Genomic DNA, 19,420 nt, shown 5'->3' on the forward strand with positions numbered 1-19,420 from the left:
CATTTTGAAAACCCCTGATCTTTTCCACACCGGAGTTCACCCATGAAGAAAGCTTCCACCCGCCGCATCGCCTTCAGCCTGCTGGCCCTGGCCATGTCCGGCTCCGCACTGGCCGCCGGCAACGCCGTGCTGGCCATCTACCAGCAGCCCGAGACGCTCGACCCCTACAACACCAACACGACCATCACCACGGCCGTGACCAAGAGTTTCTACGAGGGCCTGTTCGCGTTCGACAAGGACATGAAGGTCAAGAACGTGCTGGCCGAGAGCTACGAAGTGTCGAACGACGGCCTCGTCTATACCTTCAAGCTGCGCTCGGGCGTCAAGTTCCACGACGGCACCGATTTCAACGCCGCCGCGGCCAAGGCCACCCTCGACCGCGTGATGAACCCCGAGAACCGCCTGCTGCGCGCCAACCAGTTCAACCGCGTCGCCAAGGTCGAGGCCGTGAACCCGACCACGCTGCGCATCACGCTCAAGGAGCCCTTCGGCCCCTTCATCAATGCGCTGGCCCACGCCTCGGCCGCGATGATCTCGCCCGCCGCGCTGGCCAAGTGGGGCAGCAAGGACATCGCCTTCCACCCCGTGGGCACCGGCCCGTTCGAGTTCGTCGAATGGAAGCAGACCGAGGCCATCGTGGGCAAGAAGTTCGCGGGCTACTGGAAGAAGGGCTATCCCAAGGTCGATCAGGTCACCTGGAAGCCTGTGATCGAGAACAACACCCGCGCCGCCATGCTGCAGACGGGCGAGGCCGACTTCGCCTTCACGCTGCCCTATGAGCAGATCGCCACGCTCAAGAAGAGCGACAAGGTCACGGTCGTGTCCGCGCCGTCGATCATCCAGCGCTTCCTCACCTTCAACATGCTGCAAAAGCCGTATGACAACCCCAAGGTGCGCGAAGCCATCGGCTACGCCATCAACAAGGAAGCGCTGGCCAAGGTGGCCTTCAACGGCCATGCCTTCCCGGCCCAGGGCTTCGTGCCGCAGGGTGTGGAATACGCGGTGAAGATGCAGCCCATTCCCTACAACGTGGCCAAGGCCAAGGAACTGCTGAAGGAAGCGGGCTACCCCAACGGTTTCGAATCCGTGCTGTGGAGCGGCTACAACAACACCACCAGTCAGAAGGTGATCCAGTTCATCCAGCAGCAGTTGCAGCAGGTCGGCATCAAGGTGTCGGTGCAGGCGCTGGAGCCCGGCCAGCGCGCCGAGCAGGTGGATTCATGGCCCGACCCCAAGACCGCCAAGGTGCGCCTGTACTACATCGGCTGGTCTTCCTCCACTGGCGAGGCCGACTGGGCGTTGCGCCCCCTGTTCTCCACGGAGTCGTGGGCGCCGAAGCTGGCGAACTACGCCTTCTATAGCAACCCCGTGGTGGACGAGTCCATCGCCAAGGCGCTGCTGACCACCAACGGCGCCGAGCGCGAAGCGCTCTACAAGACCGCGCAGGAGCAGCTCGCCAAGGACCTGCCGCGCATCCCGCTGGTGACGGAGGACGTGCTGTACGCCCACGCCAAGCGCCTGTCCGGTGTGCATGTGATGCCCGACGGCAACATCAACAGCGACGAGATCGATCTGAAATAACAGGACAAGACCGCTCCGCGCGCTGATCTGGCGCGCGCGGGCTGCTCCTGTTTTCATCAAAAAACACATCGCTGCGACCGCAGCGCCGCACCCATGCTGAACTACTTTCTCACACGACTGCTGGGACTCTTGCCCACGCTGCTGATCGTGGCTGTGCTGGTGTTCCTGTTCGTCCACATGCTGCCCGGCGACCCCGCGCGCCTGGCGGCGGGCCAGGACGCCGACGAGGCCGCCGTCGCGGTGGTGCGCCACGACCTGGGCCTGGACAGGCCGCTGCCCGAGCAGTTCGTGCACTTCTTCACGCGCATGGTTCAGGGCGACTTCGGCAAGTCCATCCGCACCGGCCGCACGGTGGCGGACGAGATCGGCGAGCGCTTCATGCCCACGCTGGCGCTCACGGTCACCAGCATGGTCTGGGCGGTGATCTTCGGCATGGGCATCGGCATCATCTCGGCCGTGTATTGCAATCAATGGCCCGACCGGCTGGGCATGACGCTGGCGGTGTCGGGCATCTCGTTTCCCGCGTTCGCGCTGGGCATGGTGCTGATGCAGGTGTTCTCGGTCAACCTGGGCTGGTTGCCCACGGTGGGTGCGACAAGCTGGCAGCACTACATCCTGCCGTCCATCACGCTGGGGGCGGCCGTCGCCGCGGTGATGGCGCGCTTCACCCGTGCGTCGTTCGTCGAGGTGGTGCAGGAAGACTTCGTGCGCACGGCGCGCGCCAAGGGGCTCAACGAGCGCCTCGTGATCCTGAAGCATTGCCTGCGCAATGCGCTCATTCCCGTCATCACCATGATGGGGCTGCAGTTCGGCTTCCTGCTGGGCGGCTCCATCGTGGTGGAGGCCGTCTTCAACTGGCCGGGCCTGGGTCGCCTGCTGGTGGATGCCGTGACCATGCGGGACTACCCCGTGATCCAGACGCTGGTGCTGCTGTTCTCGCTGGAGTTCATCCTCATCAATCTCGTGGTGGACATGCTCTACGGCTTCATCAATCCCACCATCCGCTACAAGTGACCACGGCGGCCTGCATCCCATTCCACGAACACGAAGAGACGGTATGACCACGCCTTCCATCCCCACGCCCCCCGATGCCGCGCAACTGGCGGCCGCCTCGGTGGCGCCTGCCGCCGCCAGTTCCGGCGCGGTCCGCACGCCCTGGCGAGAGTTCTGGCGCAAGTTCAAGAAGCAGCGCGTGGCCATGGTGGCGCTGGCTTTCGTGCTGCTGCTGGTGCTGGTGGCCGTGCTGGCACCGGTCCTGGTGCCTTACGACCCCGAAGGCTTTTTCGATTACGAAAGGCTGAACGAACTGCCGTCGGCCGTCCACTGGTTCGGCGTGGACCCGCTGGGGCGCGACATCTTCAGCCGCATCCTGATGGGCGCGCGAATCTCGCTGGCGGCGGGATTCCTGTCGGTGCTCATCGGCTGCCTGATCGGCACGACCCTCGGCCTGCTGGCCGGGTACTACGAGGGATGGTGGGACCGCGTGGTGATGCGCATCTCTGACGTGCTGTTCGCCTTCCCCGGCATCTTGCTGGCGCTCGGCGTGGTAGCCATCCTGGGCAGCAACATGACGAACGTCATCGTGGCCGTGGCGGTGTTCAGCGTGCCGGCCTTCGCGCGGCTGGTGCGCGGCAACACGCTGGTGCTCAAGCAGATGACCTACATCGAATCGGCGCGCAGCATCGGTGCGTCGGACTGGACCATCATCGTGCGGCACATCCTGCCGGGCACGATCTCTTCGATCGTCGTGTACTTCACGATGCGCGTGGGCACCTCGATCATCACGGCGGCCAGCCTGTCGTTCCTGGGCATGGGCGCGCAGCCGCCCACGCCGGAGTGGGGCGCCATGCTCAACGAGGCCCGTGCGGACATGGTGAACGCACCGCACGTGGCGCTGTTCCCCAGCCTGGCCATTTTCCTGACCGTGCTCGCCTTTAATCTGCTGGGGGACGGCCTGCGCGATGCCCTCGACCCGAAGATCGACCGGCAGTCATGAGATCGCCTTCGACAGGCGCCACGGCGGCGCTGGTGCCGCCACGCATCGGCAGCCTGCTGGCCGGACCGCTCGATGCCATCACCGACGTGGCGGGCGTGACTGTTGGGCATGCGACGCGCGACAACGGTCCGGTGCAGACCGGCGTCACCGTGATCCATCCGCATGGGCTGGATCCCTATCGCCACAAGGTGCCGGCCGGTGCGGCGGTGATCAATGGCTTCGGCAAGAGCGTGGGCTTGGTGCAACTTGCGGAATTGGGGCAGCTGGAGACGCCGATCGCGTTGACCAACACTTTCTCCGTCAGTGCCATGGCCCAGGCGCAGATCCGCCAATGCATCGAGGCCAATCCGGAGACGGGCAGGGCGCTGCCCACGGTCAATCCGCTGGTGCTGGAGTGCAATGACGGTTTTTTGAACGACATCCAGCGCATGGCCCTGGACGGGGGCGACTACCTGGCGGCGTGCGGCACCGCCGGTGCGCGCGTGGCACAGGGTTCGGTGGGTGCGGGGCGGGGCATGTCGAGTTTCCAACTGAAAGGCGGCATCGGTACGGCGTCGCGCCGGGTGCCGCTGCGCCAGGGGGGCATCTGCACGGTCGGCGCACTGGTGCTGGCCAACTACGGGCTGCTTCCGAACCTGGTGTGGGGCGGCAAAGCCATCGGTGCCGAAGTGGCCACCCTGCTGGACGACAGAGCGCGCGCGCAGTCTGCGGAGACCGAACGCGGCTCCATCATCATGGTGCTCGCCACCGATGCGCCGCTGGATGCCCGCCAACTGAACCGCCTGGCACTGCGCGCGGGCGCAGGACTGGCCCGCACCGGCTCGGTCTACGGCCATGGCAGCGGCGACATCGCCCTGGCGTTCTCCACGGCCTACACCGTGCCGCATCTGGCGGACCAGCCCATGCCCACCACTCCGATGCTGCATGAAACCTTGCTGGACGGCCTGTTCCAAGCGGCGGCCGACAGCGTGGAGCAGGCCATCGTCCATGCCCTTTGGCATGCCACGCCCGTCACCGGCCGGAATGGGCACCATCGCCCCGCATTGCGCGGGTTGCTGCCCTGCCTGCCCGCATCGATTTCTTGAAGACCCCTCCATGAAAATTCTCATTTCCGTCGATATCGAAGGCGTCGCGGGCGTCTACCACCCCGAGCAGGTGTGGCCCGGCAATCCCGAATACGAGCGCGCACGGCGCCTGATGGCGGCTGAGGCCAACGCGGCGATCGCAGGCGCCTTCGATGCCGGAGCCTCCGAGGTCTACGTGAACGATTCGCACGGCGGTTTCCGGAACATGCCGCCGGATCTGCTGGACGAGCGGGCGCAGGCCATCCAGGGCAAGCCCCGCTACTTGAGCATGGTGGCGGGCGTGGAACTGGGCATGGACGGCGTGTGCCTCATCGGCTATCACTCCCGAGCCCAGGGGCGCGGCATTCTGGCCCACACCATCAACAGCTTCGCCTTCGCGCGCATCGCCTTCAACGGCCAGGAACTGGGCGAGGCGGGGATCTATGGCGCTCTGGCAGGCGCCTATGGGGCACCGGTGATCATGGGATCGGGTGACGACGTGTTCATCGCGGAAACCCAGCCGCTGTTTCCCCGTGCCCGTTTCGTGCAGACCAAGCGGGCGACGGGCCAGACGAGCGGCATCAGCCTGTCGCCGGCGCAGTCCTGCGCGGCCATCCGGGCGGGCGTGGCGGCAGCCGTGCAGGATTGCGCTGCCGTGCCGCCTTTTCGCATCGAGGGCGAGATTCTGGTGGACGTGCAGGCCCAGACGCCTGCCCTGGCCGATCTGTTTTGCCAGTGGCCCACGCTGGAGCGCGTGGCCTCCGACGCCGTGCGCTTTCAGGCACCCGACACCGAGTCGGCCGTGCGAATGGTCAATTGCCTGTCGGCCATGTCGAGCATGCTGCGATGAACGGCGAACCGCATTCTTCTTTTGGCACGCCCGCGAAGGTCGGCATCCTGGCCGGCATGGGACCGGCGGCAGGCTTGGATTTCGCCCGCCTGTTTCTCAAGGCGTCCGAGCGCTGGCTGCAGGACCATGGCCTGGCGGTTCAGGACCAGGCATTCCCCGAGCACTGGATGGCACAGGTCCCGGTGGCGGACCGGTCCCGCGCGCTCAGCGATGCAAACGCACCGCAGCCATTGGACGAAATGGCGCGGGTGCTGCAGCAACTCTCGGCCGTGGGCGCCCGCGCTGTGGCCATCTCGTGCAACACCGCGCACGCCTGGCACGCGGCGCTGCAGGAGCGGGTGCCGTCCGTGGACCTGCTGCACATCGCGCGGGAGACTGCCACCGAATTGCAGCGGCGGGGCATCCGCCAAGTGGCGCTGCTGGCCACGCAAGGCACCTACGGCATGGGCCTGTACGACACCGTCATGGCGGCCCATGGCATCGAATGCGTGATTCCCGATCCCTCCGAGCGTGAAGAACTCATGCAGGGCATCTACCAAGGGGTCAAGGCCGGTAACCTGGCGTTGGCGCAGGCATGTTTCACGCGCGTGGGCAGTCAGTTGCGTGGGCGCCATGGCGATGGCATCGCCCTGATCATGGCCTGCACCGAAATTCCGCTGGCCTTGCCCCAGGCCCCGCAAGCGCAAGGTTGGACATTGATCGATCCTTCCGAAATCCTGGCCATGGCGCTGGCCCGCAAGGCCTACGAAGGGCACGCCGGGCACTGATCCGGCAGGGCTTGGCCGTTGCGGCATGCGATGGGGCGCAGAGACTGGCCACAATAGCGCCATGTCCGATGTGCATTCCCCCGAACTCCTCGCGCAGGTGGCCGCGCTGCCGCCCCTGCCGGGTGTCTACCGTTACTTTGATGCGCAAGGCGCCTTGCTCTATGTGGGCAAGGCACGCAACCTCAAGAAGCGTGTCTCCAGCTACTTCACCAAGACCCATGGCGGTACGCGGATCGGCCACATGGTGGGCCGGATCGTCCGGCTGGAGACCACGGTGGTGCGCTCCGAGGCCGAGGCACTGCTGCTGGAAAACAACCTCATCAAGTCGCTGAATCCGAAATACAACATTCTGTTTCGGGACGACAAGAGCTATCCCTATCTCAAGATCACCGGCGTGGCTGGCAAGGACGGCACCGGCGAGGCGCCAAGCCAGCTTTTCCCGCGCATGGCCTACTACCGCGGCGCCATCGACAAGCGGCACCGCTACTTCGGTCCCTACCCGGGGGCATGGGCGGTCAAGGAAACCATCTTGCTGCTGCAGAAGGTGTTTCGCCTGCGCACCTGCGAAGACACGGTGTTTGCCAACCGCACCCGGCCCTGCCTGCTGTACCAGATCAAGCGCTGTACAGGGCCCTGCGTGGATTTGATCTCGCCCCAGGCCTACGCGAGCGATGTCGCGCATGCGGAAGCCATGCTGCGGGGCGAGACGCAAGAGCTGCTGCGATCGATGGAGGCCCGCATGATGGAGCACTCCGGCCGTCTCGAATTCGAGCAGGCAGCCGATGTACGCAACCAGATCACCGCACTGTCGCGCGTGCTGCACCAGCAGGCCATCGAAACCGTGTCCGACAAGGATGTGGACATTCTGGCCGTGAAGGTGCTGGGCGGGCGCGCCTGCGTGAATCTCGCCATGGTGCGGGGAGGTCGGCACCTGGGCGACCGGGCGTACTTTCCCGTGCACGTGGAAGACGCTGCGGCCGTTTTCCAGGCAGAGGAGGGCGCGGACGACGCCGAGCCCCCAGGTGAGGCCGCCTCCATTGAAGGCGGGCAGGGTGGTGAATTGGCTGGCGCCGCGGTGGATGAAGGAAAGTCGGCTCAGGCCGTGCGCCCTGCGCCGGCGCGTTCCGTCGAGGCGCAGGTGCTGGAGGCCTTCATCGCGCAGCATTACATCGGCGTGCCGGTGCCCCCTGCGCTCATCGTGAGCCAGCCGGTCGACCGCGCACTGATCGATGCGCTGTCTCAACAGACCGGTGTGCGTGTGACGGCGGTGCACCAGCCGCGGGAGCAGCGCCGCGCCTGGCTGGACATGGCCCAGAAAAATGCAGACATCCAGCTGGCCCGCCTGCTCGCCGAAGAGGGCTCGCAGCAGGCACGCACCCGGGCCCTTGCCGAGGCGCTGGACCTGAGCGAAGAGGACCTCGATACCCTCACGATCGAGTGCTTCGACATCTCGCACACGGCGGGCGAGTCCACCCAGGCGTCTTGCGTGGTGTTCCACCATCACAAAATGCAGAGCAGCGAGTATCGGCGCTTCAAGATCGAAGGTATCACGGGTGGAGACGACTATGCGGCCATGCGGCAGGTGCTCATGCGCCGCTACAGCAAGGTCGCGGAAGCACAGCGCGAGGCCGGAGGCGCGGAGCCCGCGCCAGGCCAGGCCCGGCTGCCCGATCTGGTGCTGGTGGACGGCGGCAAGGGGCAGGTGAGCATGGCGCGCGAGGTGTTCACCGAACTCGGCCTGGACCTCAGCCGCATCGTCGGCGTTGAAAAAGGCGAGGGCCGAAAGGTGGGGCTGGAAGAGCTGGTGTTTGCCGATGGGCGTGAAAAGGTCTTCCTGGGCCGGGACTCTGCTGCCTTGATGCTGGTCGCTCAGATCCGCGACGAGGCGCACCGCTTCGCCATTACCGGCATGCGGGCGGCGCGGGCCAAGGTGCGTGTGGGCGGGGGGCAGCTGGAAGAGATTCCGGGCGTGGGGCCGAAGAAGCGGGCGCGGCTGCTGCAGCGGTTCGGCGGCGTGCGCGGGGTCGCAGCGGCCAGCGTGGAGGACCTGATCACGGTGGAGGGCATTTCGCGCGATCTGGCCGAGGAGATCTATCGCGCGCTGCGTTGACTGGATTGGCCTCGTTCGGCGATGGTGGCCGAACGGACATGACACAATCGCCGCATGTTCCTGACCATCCCCACCATCATGACCTGGACGCGCATCGTCGCGATACCTTTGATCGTGGGGGTGTTCTACGCGCCACTGGAGCCGACCACGCGCAACCTCATCGCGACGGTGATGTTCGTCATCTTCGCCGCGACGGACTGGCTGGATGGCTATCTGGCGCGCAAGCTCAACCAGACCTCGTCGTTTGGCGCCTTCCTTGACCCGGTGGCAGACAAGTTCCTGGTCTGTGCTTCCTTGCTTGTGCTCGTGCATCTGCAGCGAGCCGATGTCTTCGTTGCCATGATCATCATCGGGCGAGAAATCGCGATCTCGGCACTGCGCGAGTGGATGGCACAAATCGGCGCGTCGCGCAGCGTGGCCGTGCACATGCTCGGCAAGGTCAAGACCACGGTGCAGATGATCGCGATCCCTTTTCTGTTGTACGACGGGCGGCTGTTCGGCGTTGTGGACACGGGCGTCTGGGGCACATGGCTGATCTGGATTGCCGCGGTGCTCACCGTGTGGTCGATGGTGTATTACCTTCAAAAGGCGCTTCCGGAAATTCGCGCTCGGGTCAAGAAATGATGGGACATCGCAGCGCGCATTGACGGGTGGTGCGAGCATTGAAATTCCGCCCAGCAGATTGTCAATACGGGATGTGCCTATGGGCGCAACGCCCCTGAGAAAAAGCTTTGGAAGCCCCGGCCCGCTTCACAAATGCGTCTAGAATTCGCTGCTACGCTGCCGTAAAACGGCGCACTGTATTGACACCCGGAAAGTCGATGGCTTTAATCTGACACAGCAGAATCTGCCCCAGTGTCAGCCCTTCCCCGCCTGCTTGATGTGCCGTTTCGTTGCGGTCGGGCACGGCGCGTGTTGGAGGGCCAGATTTGCAAAAGACATTCCATCCACTCTTTTCCTGAGAGGCTTCTTGTGAATAAAACCGAACTGATTGAGCACATTGCTAACAACGCCGACATCTCCAAGGCTGCAGCAGCGCGAGCGCTGGAGTCCACGATCGAGGCGGTCAAGAAGACCCTGAAGAAGGGCGGTACGGTGTCTCTCGTCGGTTTTGGTACTTTTGCTGTGGGCAAGCGCGCTGCGCGCACCGGCCGTAATCCCCGTACGGGCGATACGATTAAGATCAAGGCTGCTAAAGTCCCGAAGTTCCGTCCAGGCAAGGCATTGAAGGATGCTCTGAACTGATGGTTTCTGTTTAAGGTGGGGTGCTTAGCTCAGTTGGTAGAGCGGCGCCCTTACAAGGCGTAGGTCGGCGGTTCGACCCCGTCAGCACCCACCACCGAACAAAAAGGCGAACGCGAGTTCGCCTTTTCTTTTGTCGCCACTGAAAGATCGCACATGTTCGAATCCATCCGCAAGCACTCCAAGATCGTGATGTTCTTGCTGTTCTTGCTGATCATTCCGTCTTTTGTCCTTGTCGGCATCGACCGCAGCTACTTTTCCAGCAAGAGCCCAGTGGTCGCACGCGTCGATGGCCACGACATCACGCAGGACGAATGGGACAACGCCCACCGCGCTGAAACGGACCGCATTCGCGCGCAATCTCCCACGGTGGATGCCAAGCTGCTCGACACGCCTCAGGCGCGCTATGCGACCTTGGAGCGGATGGTGCGTGATCGTGTTTTGCAGACCGCCGCGCAGAAGATGCACCTGATCGCCAGCGACGCGCAGCTGGCCCGCACTTTGCAGGGCATTCCCGCCATCGCGAATCTCAGGCGCCCGGATGGCACGCTGGATGCGGAGGCCTATCGCGCCATCGTGGGAGCGCAGGGACTGACGCCGGAAGGTTTTGAAGCCAATGTGCGCCGTGACATCTCCGTGAATCAGGTGATGTCGGGTGTGCTGGGTTCGGCTTTCAGCAGCAGCGCGCAATCTCAGTTGGCGCTGGATGCGTTGTATCAGCGGCGCGAAATCCAGATCGCGCGCTTCAATGCCGCTGACTTCGCCACCAAGGTCACGCCTTCGGATGCCGATCTGGAGGCTTATTACACGTCGCACGCAGCATCGTTCCAGCAGTCCGAGCAGGCCAACATCGAGTATGTGGTGCTGGACACGAATGCAGTGCAGTCCAGCATCGTCGTGAACGAAGAAGACCTGCGCACCTACTACAAGCAAAATCTGGAACGCTTGGCTGGCAAGGAAGAGCGCCGCGCCAGCCACATCCTGATCAATGCGAGCAAGGATGCCCCTGCTGCCGATCGCGAAAAAGCCAAGGCACGTGCCACCGAACTGCTGGAGCAGGTTCGCAAGGCCCCTGGCACGTTCGCCGAATTGGCCAAGAAATACTCGCAAGATACTGGCTCCGCAGCCTCTGGCGGAGATCTGGATTTCTTCGCCCGCGGTGCGATGGTCAAACCGTTCGAGGATGCCGCCTTCTCCATGAAGAAGGGTGAGATCAGCAACGTGGTGGAGTCTGACTTCGGCTATCACATCATTTTGTTGACCGACATCAAGGCACCCAAGCAACCCAGCTTCGATCAATTGCGCCCCACGCTGGAGACAGAGCTGAAGCAGCAGCAGGCCCAACGCAAGTTTGCGGAGGTGGCCGAAGCCTTCACCAACGGGGTGTACGAACAGGCAGACGGTTTGCAATCCGTCGCAGACAAGCTCAACCTTAAGGTGCAGACCGCCAACGGCGTGACGCGCACGCCCGCTCCCGGGGCGCAGGGGCCTTTGGCCAATCAGCGCTTCCTGGAAGCGCTGTTTTCCCCGGATTCGCTCGAGCACAAGCGGAACACGGAAGCCATCGAAACCGGGCCCAGCGCCCTGGTGGCAGGGCGAATCACGTCGTATACGCCGGCGCGTGCATTGCCGCTGCAAGATGTTCGTGCCCGCGTGAAGGATTTGTACGTGGCTGAGAAGTCTGCGGAAATGGCTCGCAAGGAAGGCGAAGCCAAGCTTGCCGCTTGGAAGGCTGCGCCTGCATCGGCCACGGGCCTCGCGCCTGCGCTCACCATCTCTCGAGACCAGCCGCAGAATCTGCCTCGGTCTGTGATCGATGCCGCGCTGCAGTCCAATGTGGATGCTTTGCCTTCATGGACTGGCGTTAGCCTGGGTGCCCAGGGCTATGCCGTGGTGAAGGTCAACCGCTTGATGCCACGTCCTGCGCCTGATGAAGCAGCAAGCCGTCAACAGCACCAGCAGTATGCGCAGGCGGCCGGTTCTGCAGAAGCCTTGGCCTATTACGAAGTGCTGAAAGACCGTTTCAAGGTGCAGTTCAAGGTGCCTCGCCCGGTGGCTGCGCCTGTTGTGGAAAATTGATGGGCGTTTCATCAGATAGCGATTGATTTATGGGTATAATTTGAGTCTGCGGTGGCTGTAGCTCAGTTGGTAGAGTCCAGGATTGTGATTCCTGTTGTCGTGGGTTCGAGCCCCATCAGCCACCCCAATGAATCTAAGACGTTGATCTGATTCAGGTTTTCAGACTTTAAGCGTTCGCGGTGTCACTTCTAGGTGTCACGCATGCGATCCAAAGGTCTGAACATCAAGGTCCCGAGACTCGGGGTCAATCGATTCGGCGTCTACTATGTCCGCTCTTCATCGCTCGACGCGACAGGAAGGCGGAAAGTGTTCCAGCAAAGCCTGGGCACCAAAGATCCCCAACTTGCGAAAGTCCTGGCGCTGAAGTTCTGCTTGAACTTGGTGTCGGGGGATGTTGTGTCTGATTTCCGCAAGAAGCTCGATCGCTACGAGTTCGACTTGGCCACGGGGAAAGCCAAATCCGAAGGGCCCGACGACCACGCTCGCATGCTCGAAGCGATGCAGGCCATGCAGAGCGTTCTAGCCCTGCAAGCGAAGTTGCAGCCCCAGATCCCTGTTGTCCCCGCCAATTTAGCCTCCTCCGATGCAAACGCCGACCTGGTAGCTCTGGCTTCCCGACTGGTCGGTAAGGCCATGCCGGGTTTGCCCAAGCCCAACGACGTCGGGCTCAAGCTCCGTCAAGCCCTGGACATGCATTTGGAAGAAGAGGCGACGCGCCTGAAAAAAGCGGAGACGGTCGCGGAGAAACGGGTGCTGTTCCAGGAATTCTCAGAGCACTTCGGCGACATCCATCTCAACGAGCTGACCAAGATCGACATCTCTGAGAGATGGCGCAAGGCCGAGTTCACGCGGCCCAACAAGAAGCGCAAGGGCGAGACCCTCAGTCTCGCCCGTCTGGAAAAGCGCCGCGGCTACCTCGCGAAGTTCTTCGAATGGGCCATCGCGCGCGGTTCCTACGTGCATGCCAACCCGGCCAGGCAACTCATGGGGACCAAAAAGGAAATCCGTGCGAAGCAACGCCCTTGGGCTGAGTTCACCGAGGATGACCTGAAGCGTTTATTCGGCGACCACTATCGCGCTCGCATGACGGAGCCCGATTGGTACTGGCTTCCGCTCATCGCGTTGTACTCGGGGGCCAGGCTGGCAGAAATTGCCAACCTCAAGCTTGGCGACATCGTTGTGGTGGAAGACACGAAGGTGATGATGATCGCGGATGCCAAGACGCCGTCGGGCGTGCGGACAGTACCCATCCATTCCGCGCTGCTCGAACTGGGCCTTTGGACCTATGTCGAGAACCTGCGCAACCTCGGTTTTGACCGGCTGCTTCCGCACCGTCCCGCCCACAAGCCTGAAAAGATGGCCGGCCGGATGTGGGGCAAGTGGATCAGCGAGTGTGGCATCACGGACGACGCCAAAGTTTTTCACTCCTTCCGCAGCACGGCAATTACTGACCTTCACAATGCCGAAGCCAGCCATGCTGGCATCCACCGGGCCGTGGGCCACGCGACGGCTGGGATCAAGGGGACACACGGCAAGTACGTCCGCGGCATCCAGCTCAAGCTGCTGAAAGACGTGATCGAAAAGCTGCAGCACCCGACCGTCAATATCGCTGCGCTCAAGCGAGACGACCCTGGATTTGGCGAATTACTAGAAAACCTCCGCCGAAAGACAACTGATCCGGCCGAGATCGCTAAGAAGGAGCGGCTGGCCCGCCATAGGCAGGTGCGTGCTGAGCGCGAGGCCCGTGTCGCGCGTGGGCGCCAGCGTGCGACCTCTGGCCGGCCGGCCGGCCCATCTGGCGATGCCGCCGGCCGGCCAGAGGAGTGACTGCGTCATTCCAGGCTCCCGCAGCCTCTAGCAGAAAGTTTGCAACGTCATGATGTCTGAACGATCACAAGCGCTTAACGAAGCATTTCCTGAGGGTAACGAACTGGCACCAGTGCAGGTGGCGGCATGTGCTTTCTTTGCGCGCGAACACGTTGTGCAACTGTGCATTGCCGATCCGTTGCCGATGCAGGTCCGGCTCCGTGGGAAGCAAGTCCTTCTTCGGCGCAGGGACCTTGGCGATTTCTTCGCTCAGGAGATTGCAGACATTCAGGCGGCACAGACCCATGCAGCAGCCACTGCCGCTGCTTCATTGCAGCGGCCCAGCCTCTCCCGCCGGGAAGTGGTCGAAAGCCTATTCCGGGCGGAATTGCGTTTCGCCTTGTTTAGCGCCGAGTCGATGCACGCTTTGTCGACGCTGGTCGACAGCATCGGGACTACCGACACGGCGCAAGGTGGTGGCAGCGCCTTTCCGGTCGACGAGCATTGCCAGGAGTTTCTCGACATGGAACGGCTTGTACTCACTGCAGAGGCTAGATCAATGCATGTGGGGTTGAACAACTTGCTCATGGACACAGTGGCCGTCCATCCGATATCGCCTTCTCGACGCCCACGCCGACGGGAGTGATCACGGTCGACTGCACGTTAACCGAGCCCGTCAAATCGAAGTTGGAATTGTCGGCAAGTTCTGCCAGGCGCCTCCGCGCATAGGACAGCGCAGGCGTCAGCGACAGGCGCTGAAGGGGTGAGCCGCCGGTGGTGGCCCATGCGCCGTATGGGATAGCGCGGCCCGGCTGCAACGGGCGACGTGGAACCAAAAGCACGGCTGGAACAGCATGTTGCAAAATACCGCCAATCATTTCATTGGAGGTATTCCAAATGGCTGCTGTTCCGATAACGCTGATGTTGGCACTTGACGGTACGAGCCGACGCATTCTTGGTGATAGGGATGGCCCGACCATGGACGACCCGCTCCCCGCGGTCGTAGAGACCTCTTTGAGCGGGCATGCACTCGCTCGGGATACCAGACTGACGGAAGTTGGCAGGGAGACCACCGATGACAACTGAAGCGCCAAGTGCATCGATGGCTCTGCCTCTTCTCATGCGCTTTGCCAAACCACTTGGACCGGCAGCTTCCCATCGGCTTCGTTACGATCCGGCGCGGCAGATCGCCCAGGTCGAGGTCAACGGGCAATGGGTCGATACGCCCGATGCTGAAGGTGAATTTCCTCCCTCTACGCTCATCACGAGAGTTGCCCGCGAAACCACCGATGACCAGTAGTTCGTTTGTCCTTGTTGTCAGCACGATCGCGGACGTAGCCACAGACGATGTCATCAGACGGCTTGCCGCAGCGTCGGTTCCCTACCATCGGATCAATACGGAAGACCTTCCGTTTTCGCGCTCTCTGACACTGGCCTATGGAGAGAAACGGCAGGGCTGGCTTGAGCTCGACGGGCAAGCCATCCCGCTTCCCAGTGCCATCTGGTACCGGCGTCTCAGATCTGCGGCCAAACCGGAAGGCCTGGATCACGGCATCTACCAGTTTTGCCTGAACGAAAGCCGGTCAGCCTTGGTTGGCGGCATCGCAGGCGCTCACACGCGCTGGCTCAGCCATCCAGCGGCCATCTGGCAAGCAGAACACAAGCCGTATCAGTTGGCCGTGGCCTCAGAACTCGGCTTCCGTGTGCCTCGCACGGTGATTACCAACAACCCTTTGGCGATCTGCAGGGCAGCCGCCGATTTCGGCCGCATGATCGTGAAGCCGGCGCGCAGCGGGCATATCCTCCATGGTGGGGTCGAGCATGCCGTTTTCACGTCCGAGCTCCTGCCCGCCCACTTGGAGGATTTGCAGGGCGCTGAGTTGAGTCCGGCTATTTACCAGGAACTTGTGCCCAAGCGTTTCGACATCCGCGTCACGATCGTCGGAACCAGGATCTTCGCCGCCCGTATCGACTCGCAGTCCGATCCCGACGCTTCCGTAGATTGGAGGCACACAGCGAACCCAAAGCTGCCCCACCACCAAGTGACGCTTCCGCAAAGTCTACAGGAAGCCCTGCTGCGACTCATGGCCCGACTGGGCCTGAAGTTCGCCGCTATCGATCTGGTCGAGACGCCAGAAGGCGATCACGTGTTCTTGGAGGTCAATCCCAACGGTCAATGGCTCTGGCTTGACGACATGCTGAACTTTGGGATTTCACAGGCCGTCGCTGACTGGCTGCGCAGCGAGGCCAGATGATGAACCGCAAACCCGGTTTCAACCCGTCGGAATGGACAGATTGGGTTTTTCCGCGCCTCGAAGGCAATGAAGAAAAATTGCTGGACAGAGAAAGGAAAAGGGCCCTGAAAGAGGCAGAGGTCGTTGCAGACGCAGTTGAAAAGCTTCCGTCGAATATCGAGGGGCTCAAGGGCTACCTGGCAGACGCTGAAAAGCTGCTGGAAAAGGAGCAATCACGCAGGCAAAGCGTGGAAGCCCGGCTGACCAGCATCATTGGTCTCATGTCGATCGCAGCAACCGTTGTGCTCAGCGGGCTGTTGGCGATGGCGACGGGCACCATGCTCATGCCCACGCTGGCGACCAGATTCGTTCTGGTGCTGGGATTACTCTACTTGGCACTGCAGCTGTATGTTGCGCTGTCCGAGGCCGTGAAGGGGTTGTCGAAGCAGGTCGGCTCGGCCGAGACCGGGCCTAGCTTGTTTCCAGCTCGCTCTGGACAAGAGCGACGGTTTCTCCGGTCCAGAATCGAGAAAAAACTGGGTCACCTGGCGGAGTCACGTACTTCGACAAACGCAAAGCTTGACCGGATGGCCGTGGCACAAGTGGCCCTCCGGAATTTTCTTGCAGGTCTGCTTGTGCTTGCATTCGCGGCAGCGTTTTTTGCTCTTCTGCGCGATCTTCCCCGTGCATCGACGCCATGCGTGGCCAATTCAGAAGTGGTGTGCCCCGACCGGGGAAAGAATCCCGTTCCAGAGGCAAACCTTCCCCTGCCCGCGGTCGACACATCCTTCCAGACATCGGATCTTGTTTGGCCTGTAATTATGGTCGCCACCGGGATCCCATTGGCGGTGCTCGGCTTGTTTCTGCTGTTGAGCGGCCCGCCGCTCCGTCGGAGCAAAACCGGGCTGGCATTGATCGTGTCGGGATTGGCGTTGAGCCTGTTGGGCGGCAGCAAGATCGAACTGGTCGGTGGAAAATTTGAGAATCTCATTGGCCGCCTGGAGGTCAGTCTGTTCGCACAGCGAGGTGCTCCCGGGACGAAGATCAACTTGACCCGCCTTGCGACCGTAGGACCTTTTCCTGACGGCGATCACCGCCTTGATGAAGCACCGATCGTCAACTGCCTGCGCGCGGCGCTCAAGCCCCTGTCGGATGAATCCATTATCGGATGGCAGATCGTCGGGCGAGTAGACAAGCGCGGTCTGCGCCCAGATCGCGCTGCTATCTACGGATCAAACCAGGCCCTTGCGATGGCGAGAGCCGTGTGGGTCCGCGATCACTTGCTCGCAAAGCAGGAGGGATTCAACCCGGCCAGCGCCATCGTTTCAGTTGGAGGTGCTCGCAACCTCGGCGGAAAATTCGATGACGGTGACCTGACGTCGGATCGCGTGGTCGACATCCATGTCTTCTTGCAGAGGGCTGAACCCAAGCCTGGTGCCAATACGTCCCCGCTTTCAGTACCTGTTGTCTGCCCTCAATAGGAGTGCAGAAGTTGCTTGGTAGCGGTGTGTCCATTGCCTTCACCGGTTTGCTGCTGAGCCATCGATTCCGTAGAGATTTTTCCCTTCGACCACGGACCGCCAAGCGGCTTTTGCTGGATTCTCCAGAGTCTTGTCATCCAGACGTGACGCGGCGTGTACCTTGAAGTCTTCGATTGGGCAGTAAACGGAGTGAAGCGAGTCGTCGCGCGGTAGGCTGTACGTTTGCCCCTTGGTCGAGTCCCAGGAACTGCGCAAAAACTCCAGGGCGAAGCCATCCAGCGAAGGCTGCACGGCTTTCGCCGCAGCATAGACGGCCGGGCAGACCGATGGGACGGAACGAGCCAGCGTCCACAGGATGAAGCCTGGGTTGTTCATCTGGAGCAGCCGAGCCTCTTCTGCTGCCTTCAGCACGTTCGCTGCGAAGGCCTGCAAGACACGCTCGCGAGCGTCAGCTGGCGCAGTGAGTTGCTCAGAATAGCGCTGCCGTTGAGGCGCGTAGCTTTGCGTCACAATTTCCGCGGCGCAGGACAGCGTCATTGGATCCTTGGCAATTCGCTCGGCCAAATCGCCCATCTGGCCGGATTCCATGGGCCGGAGCAGCGCGACAACTGCACGCAAGGCGAGGTCCTCAGCATTCAAGCTGATGACTTCCTTGCCCGTGTTGGCCTTTTCGACGAACAAGGCGTGCTCTGGCAGACCAGCGATCGCCATGCAGAGGTCATTTAGATCCGTGATACCCTCGCCGCCGAGCGATTTGGCGACGTCCTCCAGCAGTTCGAGGAATGCATAGCAGTTCTCTTGTACGAGTGATCCGACGATTGCGATTCGCTGTTCCGGCCGCTGCATATACCGTTTGGCAGCCTCCAGGCTTACATCGCCGGAAGTCACGCTGAGTTGAAGTGCGACAGCCAGCCTAGCTGGGTGGGCGATGGTGCCATCGACATAGGAAGCCCGGCCAAGCGCATAGGACTCCTCAGCTTCGGCCACCGACGGAAAAAGATAGTGGACAATTCCTTGGACACCCGACGGAGAACTGCAAGCGTCGTATGCACGCCTGCGGTGCTGTATTCCGTCCTTTATCACGTCCTCAGATTTCTCGAGAAGTCCGTGATCATCAACGAGCCTGCCTACGAACAATCTTGGATTGCTGCGGAGCAATTCGAAGACCGATGCTGCCTTCACTGAAAGCGCTGCGAGTCCAAGGATGTCTGAGAAGACAATTTCTCCTCTAAGCGGAGGCTCCATCATGCGCACGGAGTTGAAAACCCGGGCCATATCGCGCGGCTGGTCCAGCAGTTCACGCAAGCCGGAGTAATAAAGGCCTGCAATGCGCTGGTCATGGTCCCTGAAGCGGGGGGCAAGCGCTTCCGGAGGAAGTTCATCTAATGCGTCGTTGATGAGCTTTCTGCGCGCCGAAAGCGACAGGCTCGGCAATGGCATGCGTATCTGGACCACCTTGTCCAGGTAACTGCCGGCATAAGGCACGCCCAGTTTGTCCAGGGCGCTGCTGACATACGCCGAATCCCACGCCAGGACGTACCCCACATTGGGCAGCGCGCCAACTGCCTTGATGATGCGGACCATCTCGAAGACTTCGCTCGGGAAAAGTCGATCAATGTCGTCGATGAAAACGATGATGGGGCGCTTGAAATCGAGCAGCGCTTGCTCGACCTTCTGCTTGTAGGCTTCAATGTCGGGTGTTTTGTACTCGGATACGGAGTCGGCGGTGTCTCCCACGGCGTCAAACACGGACTTGATCAGCGAAGTCCAAGGCTCCGCGCCCGGGATGAGTTTGACCAGGTCGAAGGCCTTCGAATAGGCCTTGATCTCCTTCGCGACCTTCTTGCCATCACGACTGCGATCGCTCAGGTTGATGGCTCCAGCGATGCGCGAAAGAAAGTGCCGCAGCAACGCATCCTTCTCGCCGACCAGCCATGGATTGAAGTGCACGATCAATGGCTGATGGGCTGCGCCCGGCTGACTCAGGATGGCCTCGATCATGGCCAACGCCGATGTTTTTCCGCTGCCCCAGGCGCCTTCTACGGAAACGACCAGCCCTGTGGAAGAGGGCACCTTGCGCAACGCGGCAGCGGCGGACTCTGCAAAACCCACGCGATTGAGCTTGTCACTTTGCAGCGCGTTTTTGACTTGCAGGGAAACGTCGAAATTGATGCCAGCGGTCATGTCATTAATTCTTTTGGTGCTCAGGA

General features: G+C 62.0%; 16 protein-coding genes and 2 tRNA genes. 17 read left to right on the top strand and 1 reads right to left on the bottom strand.

Annotated elements, in window-relative coordinates; genetic code table 11:
* Positions 1-42 precede the first annotated feature (42 nt).
* The 17 genes from gsiB to AVMA1855_RS15200 all read left to right on the top strand — a co-directional run bounded on the left by gsiB (position 43) and on the right by AVMA1855_RS15200 (position 17,210).
* Positions 43-1,581: a glutathione ABC transporter substrate-binding protein GsiB gene (gsiB, locus tag AVMA1855_RS15120; RefSeq protein WP_284398538.1), complete on the top strand. Its 1,539-nt coding sequence runs from the start codon at positions 43-45 to the stop codon at positions 1,579-1,581.
* Between the two features lie 93 nt (positions 1,582-1,674).
* Complete coding sequence (gsiC, locus tag AVMA1855_RS15125) at positions 1,675-2,595, top strand: glutathione ABC transporter permease GsiC (RefSeq protein ID WP_284426334.1); 921 nt, start codon at positions 1,675-1,677, stop codon at positions 2,593-2,595.
* Between the two features lie 43 nt (positions 2,596-2,638).
* Positions 2,639-3,577, top strand: coding sequence for a glutathione ABC transporter permease GsiD (gene gsiD, locus AVMA1855_RS15130; RefSeq protein ID WP_272568665.1), 939 nt, complete (start codon positions 2,639-2,641; stop codon positions 3,575-3,577).
* Positions 3,574-4,662 carry a P1 family peptidase gene (locus tag AVMA1855_RS15135; RefSeq protein WP_284426335.1) on the top strand — a complete coding sequence of 363 codons (1,089 nt, stop codon included), beginning with the start codon at positions 3,574-3,576 and terminating at the stop codon, positions 4,660-4,662. The genes gsiD and AVMA1855_RS15135 overlap by 4 nt, the downstream gene beginning before the upstream one ends.
* Positions 4,663-4,672: 10 nt before the next feature.
* Positions 4,673-5,491 (top strand): M55 family metallopeptidase, encoded by an 819-nt coding sequence (locus tag AVMA1855_RS15140; RefSeq protein WP_284426336.1) that lies wholly within the window; start codon positions 4,673-4,675, stop codon positions 5,489-5,491.
* A complete protein-coding gene (locus AVMA1855_RS15145) occupies positions 5,488-6,258 on the top strand; it encodes an aspartate/glutamate racemase family protein (protein ID WP_284426337.1) in 771 nt (256 codons plus the stop codon). The genes AVMA1855_RS15140 and AVMA1855_RS15145 overlap by 4 nt, the downstream gene beginning before the upstream one ends.
* A gap of 61 nt (positions 6,259-6,319) precedes the next feature.
* Positions 6,320-8,368, top strand: a complete 2,049-nt coding sequence (uvrC, locus tag AVMA1855_RS15150) for an excinuclease ABC subunit UvrC (protein ID WP_284426338.1) — start codon at positions 6,320-6,322, stop codon at positions 8,366-8,368.
* 54 nt (positions 8,369-8,422) lie between these two features.
* Positions 8,423-8,992, top strand: a complete 570-nt coding sequence (pgsA, locus tag AVMA1855_RS15155) for a CDP-diacylglycerol--glycerol-3-phosphate 3-phosphatidyltransferase (RefSeq protein WP_284406258.1) — start codon at positions 8,423-8,425, stop codon at positions 8,990-8,992.
* Between the two features lie 348 nt (positions 8,993-9,340).
* Positions 9,341-9,613 carry an HU family DNA-binding protein gene (locus AVMA1855_RS15160; RefSeq protein WP_007858657.1) on the top strand — a complete coding sequence of 91 codons (273 nt, stop codon included), beginning with the start codon at positions 9,341-9,343 and terminating at the stop codon, positions 9,611-9,613.
* 18 nt (positions 9,614-9,631) lie between these two features.
* Positions 9,632-9,707: transfer RNA gene (locus AVMA1855_RS15165), tRNA-Val, on the top strand.
* A 59-nt stretch (positions 9,708-9,766) separates the two neighbouring features.
* Positions 9,767-11,689 carry a SurA N-terminal domain-containing protein gene (locus tag AVMA1855_RS15170; protein WP_284426339.1) on the top strand — a complete coding sequence of 641 codons (1,923 nt, stop codon included), beginning with the start codon at positions 9,767-9,769 and terminating at the stop codon, positions 11,687-11,689.
* Positions 11,690-11,740: 51 nt separating this feature from the next.
* Positions 11,741-11,816, top strand: a tRNA-His gene (locus AVMA1855_RS15175).
* Between the two features lie 74 nt (positions 11,817-11,890).
* Positions 11,891-13,516 (top strand): site-specific integrase, encoded by a 1,626-nt coding sequence (locus AVMA1855_RS15180; RefSeq protein WP_284426340.1) that lies wholly within the window; start codon positions 11,891-11,893, stop codon positions 13,514-13,516.
* A 49-nt stretch (positions 13,517-13,565) separates the two neighbouring features.
* Positions 13,566-14,141 (top strand): hypothetical protein, encoded by a 576-nt coding sequence (locus AVMA1855_RS15185; protein WP_284426341.1) that lies wholly within the window; start codon positions 13,566-13,568, stop codon positions 14,139-14,141.
* Between the two features lie 429 nt (positions 14,142-14,570).
* Positions 14,571-14,795 carry a hypothetical protein gene (locus tag AVMA1855_RS15190; RefSeq protein WP_284426342.1) on the top strand — a complete coding sequence of 75 codons (225 nt, stop codon included), beginning with the start codon at positions 14,571-14,573 and terminating at the stop codon, positions 14,793-14,795.
* On the top strand, positions 14,785-15,750 hold the full coding sequence (locus AVMA1855_RS15195; RefSeq protein ID WP_284426343.1) for an MvdC/MvdD family ATP grasp protein: 966 nt from the start codon (positions 14,785-14,787) through the stop codon (positions 15,748-15,750). The genes AVMA1855_RS15190 and AVMA1855_RS15195 overlap by 11 nt, the downstream gene beginning before the upstream one ends.
* Positions 15,750-17,210 carry a hypothetical protein gene (locus AVMA1855_RS15200; protein WP_284426344.1) on the top strand — a complete coding sequence of 487 codons (1,461 nt, stop codon included), beginning with the start codon at positions 15,750-15,752 and terminating at the stop codon, positions 17,208-17,210. Before AVMA1855_RS15195 ends, AVMA1855_RS15200 begins: the two co-directional genes overlap by 1 nt.
* Positions 17,211-17,249: 39 nt before the next feature.
* Here AVMA1855_RS15200 and AVMA1855_RS15205 read toward each other — a convergent pair whose 3' ends face one another.
* Positions 17,250-19,394: a KAP family P-loop NTPase fold protein gene (locus AVMA1855_RS15205; protein ID WP_284426345.1), complete on the bottom strand. Its 2,145-nt coding sequence runs from the start codon at positions 19,392-19,394 to the stop codon at positions 17,250-17,252.
* Between the last annotated feature and the right edge of the window lie 26 nt (positions 19,395-19,420).

Source organism: Acidovorax sp. SUPP1855, assembly GCF_030158955.1.
Classification (GTDB): domain Bacteria; phylum Pseudomonadota; class Gammaproteobacteria; order Burkholderiales; family Burkholderiaceae_C; genus Paracidovorax.